Here is a 13,710-nt window from a genome sequence, read left to right on the forward strand (position 1 = left end):
GATCCGCCCCCTGCTTTCGTGTCAACGAGGGCAGGTCATGAAGATCGTCAAACTCGAAGAAATCATCGGCACCGATCGCGACGTGGAAGGCCCGGGCTGGAAAAGCCGGCGGCTGCTGCTGAAGAAGGACGGCATGGGCTTCTCCTTCCACGAGACCATCATTCCCGCAGGCGCGGAGCTCAAGCTCTGGTACAAATACCACCTGGAGGCGGTCTACTGCGTCGCCGGCAACGGTACCATCGAGGACCTGGCCACCGGCGAGGTGCACGACATCTACGACGGCGTGCTGTATGCACTGGACAAGCACGACCGCCACATCCTGCGCGGCGGCACCGAGGACATGCGCCTCGTATGCGCCTTCAATCCCCCGGTTACGGGCCGGGAAGTCCACGATGAGGACGGCGCCTACGCCCCCGCTCCCGAGGACGCCTGACCCGGTTTCCGCGGGCGTCGCGCGCCGACGCCCGCACCCGAGCGCCCACCATTACCAGTGCCCTGAGTGGGAATGTCCCTGCACCCCTGTGCGTCATGGCGCCCGAAGGGAGCGCTGGCGCGGCTCGCTAGCGACATTGCGCTGCCCTGACGTGCCCTGGCCACACCGACGCTCACGCACTTTGCCGCCAAGCGGGCACACCAGCCCGGTGCCCTGGCAGGACTTGTTGAACGGTCGGTTAACCCCCAGTATCCCGGATAACAGCGACAGGTGCCCGGAGACGTGACGCGGGCACCTGTCGCTGGTAGCATTGCGAGCGCATTTCAGACGTACGTCCGATTTTCCGGTAGCGTTGCCGCCGGTGCCCCGCATGGGCGTACTGAACAGGACTGACAATTCGGCTCGCCGCCGCGACGCTTCGCAGGCAGACCAGATTCGCGACGTAGCGCGTGGCGGACCGGGTGCCCGAGCGCTGGCGCCTGCCTGCCGCGACCGAAGGCACCCGGCTGGACGTGTTCCTTCTGGATCGTAGGCAATAGGGAGGCGTCGACCATGCTTAACAGCAAGGATCTGTATCCGTCCCGTACCGCTGAGCGGGTGCCCATGATCCCGCGCCTGGATCCGGTCATTCACACCGACCACGACCGGCGCTGGAGCGGTCCGCTCAGTGAGGAGGAGCTGGCACGCTTCGATCGCGACGGCTACCTCCTGTTCGAAGGGTTCTTCGGCCCCGATGAGGTCGCCGAGTTCCGCGAGGAGCTTCGCCGCCTCGAGGCCGACGACGGGCTTCGCGACTGGGAAGGCGTCATCCGCGAACCCGAGAGCGACGAGGTCCGCTCGGTCTTCCAGATTCACAAGCCGCGGATCTCCGCCCGGCTCGCCCGGCTCGCCCGCGATCCGCGATTGCTCGAGCGTGCCCGGCAGCTATTGGCGAGCGACGTCTATATCCACCAGTCGCGGATCAACTACAAGCCCGGCTTCAAGGGCAAGGGCTTCAATTGGCATTCGGACTTCGAGACGTGGCACACCGAGGACGGCATGCCGCGGATGCGAGCCGTGAGCTGCTCGATCATCCTCACGGACAACCACGAATTCAACGGCCCCCTGATGCTCATTCCCGGCTCGCACCGGTACTTCGTACCTTGCGTGGGCCTCACCCCGGAAGACAACTACAAGACGTCGCTGAAGGTGCAACAGGCAGGGGTCCCGGACGAAGAGAGCATCGCCGCATTGAGCCGGGAGCGCGGCATCGAGGCGGCCACCGGCCCGGCGGGATCGCTGTTGATGTTCGAGTGCAACACATTGCATGGCTCCAACGCGAACATGTCGCCGGATCCTCGTAGCAACGTGTTCTTCGTCTACAACAGCGTCCGCAATGTGCCGACGGCACCGTACGCGGCGAGCAAGCACCGGCCCGCCTTTCTGGCCGAGCGCGAGGATTTCACGCCGCTGACGCCGGCGAACGACTAGACGAACGCCGGCGCACCCGCGGGGTGTCAGCCGCCCTGGCCGCGCTTGAAGGCGGCCAGGCGCCGGCGATCCCGGCGATCGGGCCGATGGTGAACCTGGGGCAGTGCAGCGGCGGCCGCCCGTTGCTCGGTTCGTACCCGCTCGCGCCGACGTACGCTTTCCTCCGACTCGGTGTAGAGCGCGCGCGCCTGTGTGGCCGGCCCGCGCTTGTCGGAGAGCGCCTCGACAGTGACCTCGAAGACATAGGCGCCCTTGGTCACGTGTATTTCCTGCCCGACGCGCACCTCGCGGGCCGGCTTGGCGCGGACGCCGTCCACGTCGACCTTGCCGCCCTTGATCGCTTCCGTGGCAAGCCGGCGCGTCTTGAAGAAACGCGCGGCCCACAACCACTTGTCGAGACGCACGCCGGCGTCGCTATCGGCGTTGGCCATGTCGCTCCCGTCAGCTCCGCGCTCAGTATCGGCCGGAGATATAACCGGTAAGCTGCTGGATTTCGCTCTCCCGGTCAGCGACCAGGGCCCCGGTGAGATCGCGCAGCGAGATCATGCCGATCACCTGGTCCCCCCTGGTTACCGGCAGGTGACGGCACGCATACCGGTCAACGATGGTGAGCGCGTCCTCGACCGTGGTTTCAGGCGTGATCGTCCGCACCTGCGAGGTCATCACCTCCGCAAGTCGCGTCCCTTCGTAGTCGAGGCGTCCGTCGATCACCCGGCGCAAGACATCCCGTTCGGTGAAAATGCCCAACAGGCGCTGGTCCGGATCCATCACGAGCACTGCGCCCACGTTGTAACGATTCATCAGCCGCACGGCGTCGTCGACGCTCGACTCCGGCCCGAGCGCATGCAGCTGAGGCGGCTTCTGCCGCAGGATACTACTGACCGGTTGCCGCATGACCATCCCTCCCCGACGAAATGTTCCCTGTGCGTATAACGCTCCCTGATAAGTATATAGGCAGACACCGGCGTTCAGTCGAGTGCCTCTCGTGCGACCACTACACCGTCCTCATCGGCGTACAACCACTCGCCCGGGCGGACCGTCACGCCGGCGAAGGTGACCGCCACATCGCGCTCGCCCTCTCCGCGTTTCTCGCTGCGCCGTGGGTGTACGTTCAGGGCCTTGACCCCGATATCGAGCTCACGGATTTCCCCGGAGTCCCGGATGCAACCGTACACGACGATTCCGCTCCAGCCGTTGTCGCGTGCCATCGCCGCGAGGTTGTCGCCGAGCAGCGCGCAACGCAGCGACCCGCCGCCGTCGACCACCAGCACCCGCCCGTCGCCGGTTTCCGAGAGCGCCTCGCGCACCCGTGTGTTGTCCTCGAAGACCTTGACCGTCACCACCGGTCCGGAAAAGGATCGACGGCCACCGTAATCCAGGAACATCGGCGCGAGAATCCGGAGGCCATCGCCGTAGGCATCGGAGAGGTCAGTGGTGGCCTTGCTCATACGTTGCTGCTCCGTGCGCTTGCCAGGGGACGGTTGACACGGTACCCAGCGCCGCCCCTTCGGACAAGAGGCGCGCCACGCTCTGCCTCGCAGGGGCCGACAGTTGGTACAGTCGGCATCCAGAGCACGGCCGGCCCACGCGCACGCGCCGGTCTTCACGGCAACCTCGAGGCCCAGACCATGCCCCATCAGCACGACAGCCACAGCGCCCCTGTTCTGTTCATCTCCGATCTGCATCTCGATCCGGAGCGCCCCCGGATCACGCGACTGTTCATGGAGTTTCTGGCCGGCGAGGCACGCGGGGCCGGCGCGCTGTACATTCTCGGCGATCTGTTCGAGGCGTGGATCGGCGACGACGCGGTGCCACCGGACCATCCCGTGCTGCAAGCCATGCACGCGCTCGCCGACGCCGGGGTGCCGCTGTGGGTCATGCGCGGCAACCGGGACTTCCTCCTTGGCGAGGGGTTCGCGCAGGCCACCGGCGCGCAGATGCTCCCCGACCCCACCACCATCGTCATCGATGGCGAGCCCGTGCTGCTTTCCCATGGGGATGCGCTGTGCACCGACGACCACGACTACCAACGCTTTCGTGCCACCGTTCGTGACCCGAAGTGGCAGGAGAACTTTCTCGCACTGAGCGTCGAGGAACGCAAGGCCTACGCCGCGCAGGCCCGCACGGAAAGCAGCGAACGCAACCTGAGTATCGACGACTACCTGATGGACGTGAATACCGACGAAGTGACCGCTGTCATGCGCCATCACGCCGTGCACCGGCTAATCCACGGGCACACCCACAGGCCAGCGGTGCATGAGTTCCAGCTCGACGGCACGCCCGCGCAGCGTATCGTGCTCGGCGACTGGTACGAGCAGGGCAGCGTCTTGCGCTGCCGCTGCGGGCGCTACGAGCTGTCGGGGCTACCGCTGACCTGACGCAATGCGGCCTGGGCAGCCGCGTAGAAGCGCTCGTCGAACGCCGCCGGCTGGCCGGGGGCGCCGTACCACTCAGCCACCAAGTCCCACAGCCCGGCATCGGGCCCCTCCGAGGGCTGGCGTTGCGACAGACCCTGGGATAGACGCTCCACCTGGAGCGCCATCCGCCGCTCGTTATCTTCCGCCGGCGAGTCCACGCCACCGAGTATCTCCATACGGATGCACTGGCTGCGCAGAACCTCACCATCCAGGGGAGCCCGGTCGTCCCCCTCGAGCCGCGAGCGCAGCGCATCGAACACCGGGACCAGGCGTCCGTCATCGGGTAGCCAACGACTGAGGTCCACGGACTCCGGTGTCCCCTGCTCCAGCGCGTCCCGGCACGCCGCAGCTGCCTCCCTGACACTGGCGAGCACCGCAACGCTTTCCTCGGCCCGCAGCGTGCGGGTGCGTTCCTCGGCAGCGCGGCGGGCGCGCTCGAAACGTCGCGCGACGCCGTGGCCGACGCGATCGTCAGGCAGCGCGATGGCATCGAAGTGGCGGCGTGCGGCCTCCACGGACGCGGCCAGGGCATCGCTGGAAGTATGCCCGTCGTCGCCGGCCTGCTGCTCCAGCTCTGCGCACAGCGCTTCGGCCTCTGCCACGCGTTCGTTGCCACGGACACGACGGGCGGCACGCGCCTCGTCCCGCCGCGCGAAGATCTCGTCACAGGCCTCCCGGAAGCGTTTCCACAGTGCACGCTCGGGCCCGGGCCGCGCCGGCCCGGCCTCCTTCCACCGTCGTTGCAGGGCCTTGGCCTCCTGAGCCGCGTGCTCGGGGTCGTCGGCCGCGGTGAGTCCCTGCGCTTCCTCCACCAGCTCTTCCTTGGTCACGCGCGCCTGATCGCGTCGCTGGTCGATCACCGCGGAGAGCTCGTCCATCAGTCGCTCGAAGCGCCGGGTCAGCTCCCGGGTCGCTCGTGTGTCCACCGGGGTGAAGTCTTGCCAGTCCTTGCGCGCGGTGCGCCGGATACGATCGAGCTCCCGCGTTTCCATGGCGTTCCGGTCGGCATTCGCCATGAACTCCGCGAGTTGTGCGCACACCGTCTCCCGGCCCTCGCGATTGCGCTCGCGCCGGGCTGCTTCCTGTTCCAGCCAGTCCCGGCAACTCTCGCGAGCATGTTCCGTCGCCGTCTGAAAGCGCTGCCACAACGCACGCGTTCGTGCCGAATCCGACCCGCCGGTCTGCTTCCAGGCCTCGTGAAGCTCGCGAATGCGTGTCAGGCGCGCTTCCGGGGTGAAGCCGTCCCCCTCGCCGAGACGCTCCATTTCCTCACACAGGGACTCTTGCTTGGGCGCGACGGCGAAGTGCCGCCAGTCCCGCAACTCGGCGAGCTGTGCCCTGGCCCGGGCAACGCGGTGCTCACGGCCCGGATCCAAAGAGCCGGGAACCTGGGCGACCGCGCGCCGCAGCCGGGCCACGGCCCGCCGCGCCCGCCGCAGCTCGCCGGCTTCCAGCGCGCGTTCGGCACTGTCCAGCGCTTCGTCGAGCGCCGCCAGGGCAGAGCGCCGCTCAGCCTCGCGCGCAGCGGCGTCGTCGGCCTGCTGTTCACTCTCGCGGCGGCGCCATTGCGCGATACGCTCGCGTAGCCCCGCGACCGCCTTCGGCACCGGCAGATCGCCAGGCCAATCCAGTCGTTCGTCGAGCTCGGTCAGCGAGTGAAGGTCATCGTCGACATCCGCGATCTGTCCGGCCAGCGTCAGGTAGCGCCTGCCCGCTTCCAGCCACAGCCGCCCACGCAGTCGCCCGCCCGCCTCGGTGTCGTCGTCGAGCGCTGCCTGCAAGCGGTTGAGGAGTTCCACGGTGGGGGCGTCGGCGCGTTCGAGCTCCGCGATGACATCCTCGAGGGTACTATCCGGCGTCGCCACCTTTGCCTCGGCGGCGGCAGCACTCGGCGCCACCCGGCCGGCTTCGGCGAGATGCCGGTCGACACGGGCGAGCTGGTCGTCGTATCGGTCGACGAGGCCCTGATTGGCAATCTCGCCCAGGGCCTCACGGCGGTTAACGATGCGCTGGCGCTCGGCGTTCGTTTCGGCACCGGGCTCGGCATCCGCCAGCGCTTCCAGCCGCTCGCACAGCTCGACGAGCTCACGCTCCCGCGCGAGCCGCTCACGCCGCCGTTGTGCCGCGGCATCGAGGCGCTCGCGCGCGACACGCGCGACGCGGCGATCGAACCGGCGACCACGTTCGGCAAGATCCAGCAATACGGTTTCGTCGGTTATCCGCTCCAGGGCATAGCGCCGGACCCTCGCCACCGGATCGTGCAACGCGGCTTCCGCCAGCACGCCGGAATCACGCACGCGCTCCAGCGCCGCCGTTCGCAGCGCCTCTTCGCGTGCGTTGCGTGCGACGTGGGCGATGACCTGGGCATCGTCACAGCCGGAGATCGCCGCCTGGCGGGTACTCTCGTCAAGCCGGTCCCCGCCGGCAAGCAACTGGCAAAAGCGCGCACGCGCGCTCTCGCGCACCGTCGCAGCCTGGTCTTCGTCGATCCGCCGCTGGAGCAGCGACAGGTCATGGACACGGCGGATCGCCGTGGCACGCACCCCCGGGTCGTCATCCTCGACGGCCAGGCGCGCGAGCGTCCCTGCTTGCTCCGGATCTTCCACATCCAGCCGCGCCACCGCCTCGCGGCGAACCGCCGGGTCGGAATGTTGCCAGCGCGGACGGCGAAATCGTTGTAACAGCATCCACTCTCCCGCTCGGATCACGGTCATCCACTACGACGGGGTCGAAGGGGCCGCGACACCGCCCCCTTCCGTAATCGTGTGATTGTGCCTTTCCGCCGCCGGCGTGACCAGCCGCGGTCGCGGGATCGCGACCCTGTCCGGAGGGCAAGTGAGTGGGCGGCGCCCCGGGGCGCCGCCCATGGCCGTGGCCTATTGGAGTGTGCAGATCTCCTTCCAGCTGTTGCCGGTACCCGGCTCGCTCTGGGTCCACCATTTCGCTTCCCAGAGAATGCCATCGTGGATGAGCCGGTCGCCGCCCTTGGCGTGGGACGGATTCCCCTGCCAGTCGGTACGCGGCCAGTCCGGGTAGGTGTTGACATCGTCGGTCTCGATGCCCTGGTCGGCGCAACTGCCGGCGTCTCCGCCGCCATCACCGGTATCGCCGTCATCGAGCTGCGCCAGGGGCTTGCCCGGGAACTCGCTGGCGAGCGCATAGTCGGTGCCGCCGATGCGCACGGTGTAGTGACCCGGCCCGGCGATGGGCAGATAGTACCGGACAGTCACGTCCAGGGACTCGCCCGGTGCAACCGACTTCCAGCCGGGAATGCTGAAGCGCACCCGGTGGAAATCGTTGAGCAGACCGCCGACGTTGTTGCCCGTGGGGTTGCTCCCGTCCTCGGTAACCGCCAGCCCCGCGCCGCTCTGGTCGGCGATGTCACCGCTGGTGGAGGTCGGCACATCGAACTCGAAGACCGTACCGCCAGGCAACGTGACCGCGGTGTTGTTCGTCACGCGCAGCGTGGGGCTGATGGGGTAGTTGTTGTCGCCGAGCGCGAAGTCAATGAGCTCCACGTCGATGGCCACCGCCTCCATCGGATCGGGACGGTTCGCATGTTCAGCAGCGTAAGGCGCCGCTGTGACGAACCCGTCGTAGGCAAGCGTGGTGAGGGTCTCGCCGAAGTAGTACTCGCCGCGGTCCTCGTGCCAGGCGTAGTCTCCGGCGAGCTCCCACATCATTACGCCGCCGAGGCCGTTGCGCTTGACGTAGTCCACCTTCTCAGCCATCGAGGTCTCGTCTTCCAGGGACAGGAAGACGTTCTTCTCGGCGTTCCACAGCCACGGCACCTTCGCGACCTCGTCGTAATGCCGGGTGTAGTCGCCGCTGAGCACATCGGCGGGATCGGAGGATGGCGTCAGCCCCCAGTCGGTGAGGTAGGCGGGCTCGATGCCCTGTTCCAGGTTCTTGGCGTGCCACAACGGGTTGGAACCGGCACCAATCTCCTCACCGGCAGCGTCCTTGTCATGCCAGAGGTTGTCGATGCCCACGGCACCCCAGCCGCATTTGTCGAGACCCTCGGCGCACTCGTTGCTGTCCGGATGCGGTGCCTCGCCCCACAGTCCGTTCTCGCCGCCGGAGACGCCCTGCCAACCGCGCGTGTAGTAAGGGATGCCGATATTGATCCGGCCCGGTGCCACGGCGCCCTGGAAATAGTGCACGGCCCAGTCCGTGTTGAGATAGCCGATGCCCCCGTACTGAGAGGTGGAGTAGACGTTCCACTCCTCGAGCTCGGCGTCTTCACCCGTGTCGTACAACGATGCGTTGTGGCCGACGAAACGGTTCCAGGCACCATGGAGGTCGTACGACATGATGTTGATGTAGTCCAGGTAGCGGGCCACCTGGAAGGTCTCCATGCCCCGCAGGAGGTAGCCCGACGCCGGCGCCGCCACGGTCAGCATGTAGTGGGTCTCGTCCGCCTCGCCGGCGGCATCGAGACGCTCCCGCAGTGTCCGCATCAGCACCTCGTAGGATGCCCAGAGCGCGCCACGCCGCGGCTCGGAGAGATCGAAATCCGCCGGATTGCCGGCCTTCGACATCGACGTGGGGTACTCGTAGTCGATGTCCACCCCGTCGAACTCGTAGGTCCGCAGGAACTCCACCACCGAATCGGCGAACGTCTCGATGCCCTGGTGATTGATGCTGCCGTCGGCATTGGTGGTCATCTCGTAGAAGCCGGTGCTCTCCGCCCAGCCGCCGACGGAGATGAGCGTCTTCACCCCGGGATGATCGCGCTTGTACCGGGTCAGCAGATTGAAGTGGCCCTGGTACGGCAGCTCGGGGTCCATCTCGGCGCCCGGGGTCGACGGCCACGTCATCCCCACCGCGGGGTTGTCCGGCGCCGACGTGTCGCCGATGGAAATGCGGTTGTCCTCGCCGACCGAGGCGAACGCGTAGTTGATGTGGGTGACCTTGTCCCAGGGGATATCGTCGACAAGGTAGGCGGGCAAGCCGTTGTTGCCATTTCGCCAGCTCGTGAAATAACCGATGATGCGCCGGCCATGATCATCACCCAGCGTCTCGCGGCCGTCGCCGTCGTAGACCGCACAGTAGTTCGGATCGGCGTTGGGGCTGTCGTATAGCCCCTTGGGCTTGCAGTCCGCCGCCATGCCCTGCTGAGCGCCGAGCAGCGCCGCCAGACACAGCGAATACCTTAGCAATCGCATAATGCTCACTCCTTTGTCTCGTCCGTGACGGTGGCGTCCCTATCGTCCCGGCCACCGTTCTCTCCTCCGGTTCGTCCGTTGCTGTTCGTCGCTCGTGCCTACACCTCCCGGCCCAATAGAAGACCAGATACCATTAGTTCGATCCGCTTTTACCAGTGCAATCGATGACGAACCTATTGATAGAACATTAACGACGCCTTTTCAAGGCCATAAAGAAACCAATAAATATCCTATAGACGGACAATCACGATATAGTGCCGCAAAAGGTATGGATTGGGTCGTTGCGTCGAGCACGACCCGTGGGCGCGCCGGTGGGCACACGCATGGGGATGGAGGAGGGACTTACGCCCGCCGACGCGCACGCCACGATGCAGCGAGCGTCATGGCGTAGCACGAACAACGGCCGGAAAACGACGCGACGCTACAGCGGAGACGGCGGGAGTCACCCGGCGACAGCAGGGGGCGTGATGAGGTGCCTATGGCAACGGCGCGCCGCCGCCGGGAGACACAGCGGCGGCATGACGCGCAGAAATGCAACGAAACGCCGATTCAGGCCACTATAGCCCGATGCTGAACATGCTTTCGAGGTCGTGGCGGCTCTGCGCCCTGAAGGCGATCAGTGTTTCCGTATCTTCGATGTCCGGCAGATTCTGCATCTTCTCGGTCACGAGCTCGGCAAGGGCCTCGTTGCTCGGCACCCGGATAATCACCACCAAATCGTAGCGCCCGCCCACCGAGTAGACCTCCGAGACGCCGTCGATATCGGCCAGAGTGCCCGCCACCTCGTTCACGCGCCCACGCGCCGCATTCAGGAGCACGATCGCTGTAACCATTCCCGGATCCTCCAGTGTCGATGTGTTTGCAAGGCGGCCAAGTCTACGCGCCCACGCTCCATTCTAGTGTCCTGTATCTGAATATCGTTGCATGTCTGCGCGTCATGGCGCCGCTGTCGCTAGGCGGCGGCGCGACGGCATGATGTAGGAGTCAAGCGCACGCCAAGCGCCTCGAGTGAGCGGAGGCGGCACAAAAAACCCCGCCACGAGGGCGGGGCTGTGTATCGCGACGCTGAGCGTGTCGGCTTACTCGACGTCGCCGGTCACCCAGTATTCGATCCGGGCCTGATGCTCCTGGATGTACTGGTCGACGGCTTCCTCGTAGGAATTCTGCTGGGCGTTGTTCATCGCCGCCTCGAGCTCATCCAGCGGGAGCTGCATGCGGGAGAGGAACATGGCGACGTCCACGTTATCCTGGTAGAAGCCCACGTGAGCGAACGCGTGGATGCGCTCCGCCTTGCCCAGCGTGCCCTTCGGATCCTCCAGGTAACGCAGGTCATAAGCACCGAACATCCAGTGCGGATTCCAGGCAGTGGCCACGATCCACTCATCGCGATCGATGGCGCGCTCGAGGGCGGCGGTCATGCCCGCACCGCTGGAGGACTGCAGATTGTAGTCATCCAGCCCGTATTCCTCGACCGTCTCGTTGGACAGCCGCATCAGGCCGGCCCCCGGGTCGATACCGGTGATGGTGCCGTCGAGCTTCTCGCGGACGCTGTCCTTCTTGAGATCCTCGATGGAGCTGAGCTCGCTCTCGGGAACGTACGCCGGAACCACCCAGCCCAGCTTCGCATTACCGTAGAGCAGGCCCAGATTGATGGCCTGGACACCGTCACTGTTCACCTGGTCCAGATAGTCGGAATGGGTGCCCGGCTGCCAGGACATCAGCATGACGTCGATATCGCCCTCGCCAACCCCCTGGTACTGCGGTGCGATATCCGTCTGCACGAGCTCGACCTCGCGATCGAACCGATCCTCGATCAGTTTCTCGGCGAGCTTGGTGACGAACTCGGCATCGGACCAGGCCGTCCAGCCGATACGGACCGGGTCGTCGGACTGGGCATTGGCGTTGGCGACCATGCCCAGCCCCAGAACAGCGGAGACCATTAACTTCGAGGCTTTGTTGAGCATTAGTGCTCTCCTCTTTTGCTTTTCCATGCAGTCAGATCGCGGCCGCGGTCTGCGGTCGCGTGCGAGTGAGATCGGTTACGTCTTGCCGCGCTTGCGCTGGCCGAAGCTCTGGGTGATCCGGTCGAGCAGGATCGCCAGGATGACCACACCGAGCCCGCCTTCGAAGCCCAGGCCCACGTTGAGTCGCTGGATACCGGTAAGCACCGTGTTACCAAGACCGCCGGCACCGATCATGGAGGCGATTACCACCATGGACAGCGCGAGCATGATGGTCTGGTTGATACCGGCCATGATAGAGGGCATCGCCAACGGAATCTGGACCTTGAACAGCAGTTGGCTGTCGGTACAGCCGAACGAAAGACCGGCCTCGATCTTCTCCTTGCTCACCTGCCGGATACCCAGGTTGGTCAGGCGCACCACCGGCGGCATGGAGAAAATGACCGTCGCGATCGTCCCCGGCACCTTGCCGAGGCCGAAGAAGATGGCCGCGGGGATGAGATAGACGAACGCCGGCATCGTCTGCATGAAATCCAGCACCGGCCGGACTATGTGCTCGACGATGTCATTGCGCGCCATGGCGATTCCCAACGGGATGCCGATCACCAGTGCGACGATGCTCGATGCCAGCACCAGCGCCAGCGTCTCGACGGTTTCCTGCCACAGGTTCATGCCCAGCAGCAGCGCCATGGAAACCAGTGTGAATACGGCGAACTTCCAGCCCACGCGCCACCACGCGATGCCCACGAGGACCAGCGCCAGCAACACCGGCGGCAGGAACATGAGGATATCCTCGAGGCCGTCGGCCACGAACCCGACGATGGCGGCGAAGGCATCCAGCAGCGGCGTGAGATTGTCCTGAACCCAGTCGACGCCCATTTCGACGTATTCGCCGACGGGCAGATCGAAGCTCTCGGAAAATATGGCCATGTTGTCCTACCCCGTCCGGTCCAGCGTCTGCAGAATGGCGGTCTTGGAGATACTCCCGACATAGCGGCCCTCGCCGTCGACCACCGGCACGGGCCAGCGGCTCGCGGCGACCCGTCCGAGCACCTCGTGCAGGGACATATCGTGGGGTACCGCTTCGACCTCCGGGAGGAACGCTTCGGAGTAGTTGGGCTCCGGGTTGCTCTTCTGCAGCTGTTCGTTGAGGCTGTCGATGCTCACGGTGCCCTGGTAGACGCGATCCTTGCTGATCACCACCGCGAAGTCGCGGTCGTGCTGACGCAGGCGCTCCATTGCGGAGTGCACACTCACGCCCGGACGCTCGATCACCGTCACCTGCTTGCGGGTGGCGATATCGCCGGCCGAGTAGACCTGGCTGACGTCGACGCCGTAGAAGAACGAACGCACGTATTCGTTCGCCGGGTTGCTCACGATCTCCTCGGGCGTGCCGACCTGGACGACGCTGCCGCCCTGCATGATCGCGATACGGTCACCGATGCGCATGGCCTCGTCGAGGTCGTGGGAGATGAACACCACGGTGCGGGCATGTTCCTGCTGGAGTGCGACGAGCTCGTCCTGCATTTCCGTGCGGATGAGGGGATCGAGCGCCGAGAAGGCCTCGTCCATGAGCATGATCGTCGGATCCGCGGTGAGTGCGCGGGCGAGTCCGACTCGCTGCTGCATGCCGCCGGAGAGTTCGTCCGGGTAGCTGTTGGCGTTGGCCTTCAGCCCGACCTGGGTGAGCGCCTTGAGTGCGCGTTTCTCGCGCTGCTCGCGGTCGACGCCGGCGACCTCCAGGCCGAAAGCGGCGTTCTCGAGAACGGTACGGTGCGGCATGAGCGCGAATGACTGAAAGACCATGCTCATGTCGTGGCGGCGCAGGTTGATGAGATCCTTCTTGCTCATCCCCGTGACGTCCTGCCCGTCCACGTAGACCTTGCCTCTGGTCGGTTCGATCAGGCGGTTGAGCATTCGCACCATGGTCGATTTACCCGACCCCGACAGCCCCATTATCACGAAGATCTCGCCTTCGTTGATCGTGAAGCTGGCGTCCTGAACGCCGACCGTATTACCGGTCTTCTCGAAGATCTCGTCCTTCTCCATGCCCTGATCCAGGAGCCGAAAGGCTTCATCCGGATCAGGGCCGAAGATCTTGTAGAGACCCTCGACGACGATCTTGTCAGTCATCTTGCACGTGGCCCTTAGTTGCTTGGAAATACTCGCCCGGAGCAGCACGCACGCGCCATCGCCCCGAGCGTCACACGGCCCACGATGCTTACCCGCAAGCCCATCACCCGACTCGTTGCGTCTGCCCC

12 protein-coding genes are annotated in these 13,710 nt (G+C 65.6%); 3 read left to right on the top strand and 9 right to left on the bottom strand.

Going from position 1 to position 13,710, the window contains the following annotated elements; genetic code table 11:
- Positions 1-37 precede the first annotated feature (37 nt).
- Both ACPEES_RS01005 and thpD read left to right on the top strand, forming a co-directional pair.
- Positions 38-433: an ectoine synthase gene (locus ACPEES_RS01005; RefSeq protein WP_435099972.1), complete on the top strand. Its 396-nt coding sequence runs from the start codon at positions 38-40 to the stop codon at positions 431-433.
- A 552-nt stretch (positions 434-985) separates the two neighbouring features.
- Positions 986-1,903 (top strand): ectoine hydroxylase, encoded by a 918-nt coding sequence (gene thpD / locus ACPEES_RS01010; RefSeq protein ID WP_435099975.1) that lies wholly within the window; start codon positions 986-988, stop codon positions 1,901-1,903.
- Between the two features lie 26 nt (positions 1,904-1,929).
- Here thpD and ACPEES_RS01015 read toward each other — a convergent pair whose 3' ends face one another.
- The 3 genes from ACPEES_RS01015 to rraA all read right to left on the bottom strand — a co-directional run bounded on the left by ACPEES_RS01015 (position 1,930) and on the right by rraA (position 3,351).
- On the bottom strand, positions 1,930-2,334 hold the full coding sequence (locus ACPEES_RS01015) for an RNA-binding S4 domain-containing protein (RefSeq protein ID WP_435099978.1): 405 nt from the start codon (positions 2,332-2,334) through the stop codon (positions 1,930-1,932).
- Positions 2,335-2,356: 22 nt separating this feature from the next.
- Positions 2,357-2,797 carry a CBS domain-containing protein gene (locus tag ACPEES_RS01020; protein WP_435099981.1) on the bottom strand — a complete coding sequence of 147 codons (441 nt, stop codon included), beginning with the start codon at positions 2,795-2,797 and terminating at the stop codon, positions 2,357-2,359.
- 74 nt (positions 2,798-2,871) lie between these two features.
- Positions 2,872-3,351, bottom strand: a complete 480-nt coding sequence (rraA, locus tag ACPEES_RS01025) for a ribonuclease E activity regulator RraA (RefSeq protein ID WP_435099984.1) — start codon at positions 3,349-3,351, stop codon at positions 2,872-2,874.
- Between the two features lie 180 nt (positions 3,352-3,531).
- Here rraA and ACPEES_RS01030 point away from each other — a divergent pair, with 180 nt between their 5' ends.
- Positions 3,532-4,281: a UDP-2,3-diacylglucosamine diphosphatase gene (locus ACPEES_RS01030; protein ID WP_435099987.1), complete on the top strand. Its 750-nt coding sequence runs from the start codon at positions 3,532-3,534 to the stop codon at positions 4,279-4,281.
- Here ACPEES_RS01030 and ACPEES_RS01035 read toward each other — a convergent pair.
- From ACPEES_RS01035 to proV, 6 genes are all read right to left on the bottom strand, one after another.
- On the bottom strand, positions 4,251-7,007 hold the full coding sequence (locus ACPEES_RS01035; RefSeq protein ID WP_435099990.1) for a DUF349 domain-containing protein: 2,757 nt from the start codon (positions 7,005-7,007) through the stop codon (positions 4,251-4,253). The genes ACPEES_RS01030 and ACPEES_RS01035 overlap by 31 nt on opposite strands.
- 189 nt (positions 7,008-7,196) lie before the next feature.
- Positions 7,197-9,488 carry a glycosyl hydrolase family 18 protein gene (locus ACPEES_RS01040; protein ID WP_435099993.1) on the bottom strand — a complete coding sequence of 764 codons (2,292 nt, stop codon included), beginning with the start codon at positions 9,486-9,488 and terminating at the stop codon, positions 7,197-7,199.
- A gap of 557 nt (positions 9,489-10,045) precedes the next feature.
- Positions 10,046-10,321, bottom strand: a complete 276-nt coding sequence (locus tag ACPEES_RS01045) for an Lrp/AsnC family transcriptional regulator (protein WP_435099996.1) — start codon at positions 10,319-10,321, stop codon at positions 10,046-10,048.
- Between the two features lie 246 nt (positions 10,322-10,567).
- Positions 10,568-11,452, bottom strand: coding sequence for a glycine betaine ABC transporter substrate-binding protein (locus ACPEES_RS01050; RefSeq protein WP_435099999.1), 885 nt, complete (start codon positions 11,450-11,452; stop codon positions 10,568-10,570).
- Between the two features lie 75 nt (positions 11,453-11,527).
- Positions 11,528-12,379, bottom strand: coding sequence for an ABC transporter permease (locus ACPEES_RS01055; protein WP_435100002.1), 852 nt, complete (start codon positions 12,377-12,379; stop codon positions 11,528-11,530).
- Positions 12,380-12,385: 6 nt separating this feature from the next.
- On the bottom strand, positions 12,386-13,582 hold the full coding sequence (proV, locus tag ACPEES_RS01060) for a glycine betaine/L-proline ABC transporter ATP-binding protein ProV (protein WP_435100005.1): 1,197 nt from the start codon (positions 13,580-13,582) through the stop codon (positions 12,386-12,388).
- Positions 13,583-13,710 lie beyond the last annotated feature (128 nt).

The sequence above is a fragment of the Arhodomonas sp. AD133 genome, from assembly GCF_051195215.1.
Lineage (GTDB): Bacteria > Pseudomonadota > Gammaproteobacteria > Nitrococcales > Nitrococcaceae > Arhodomonas.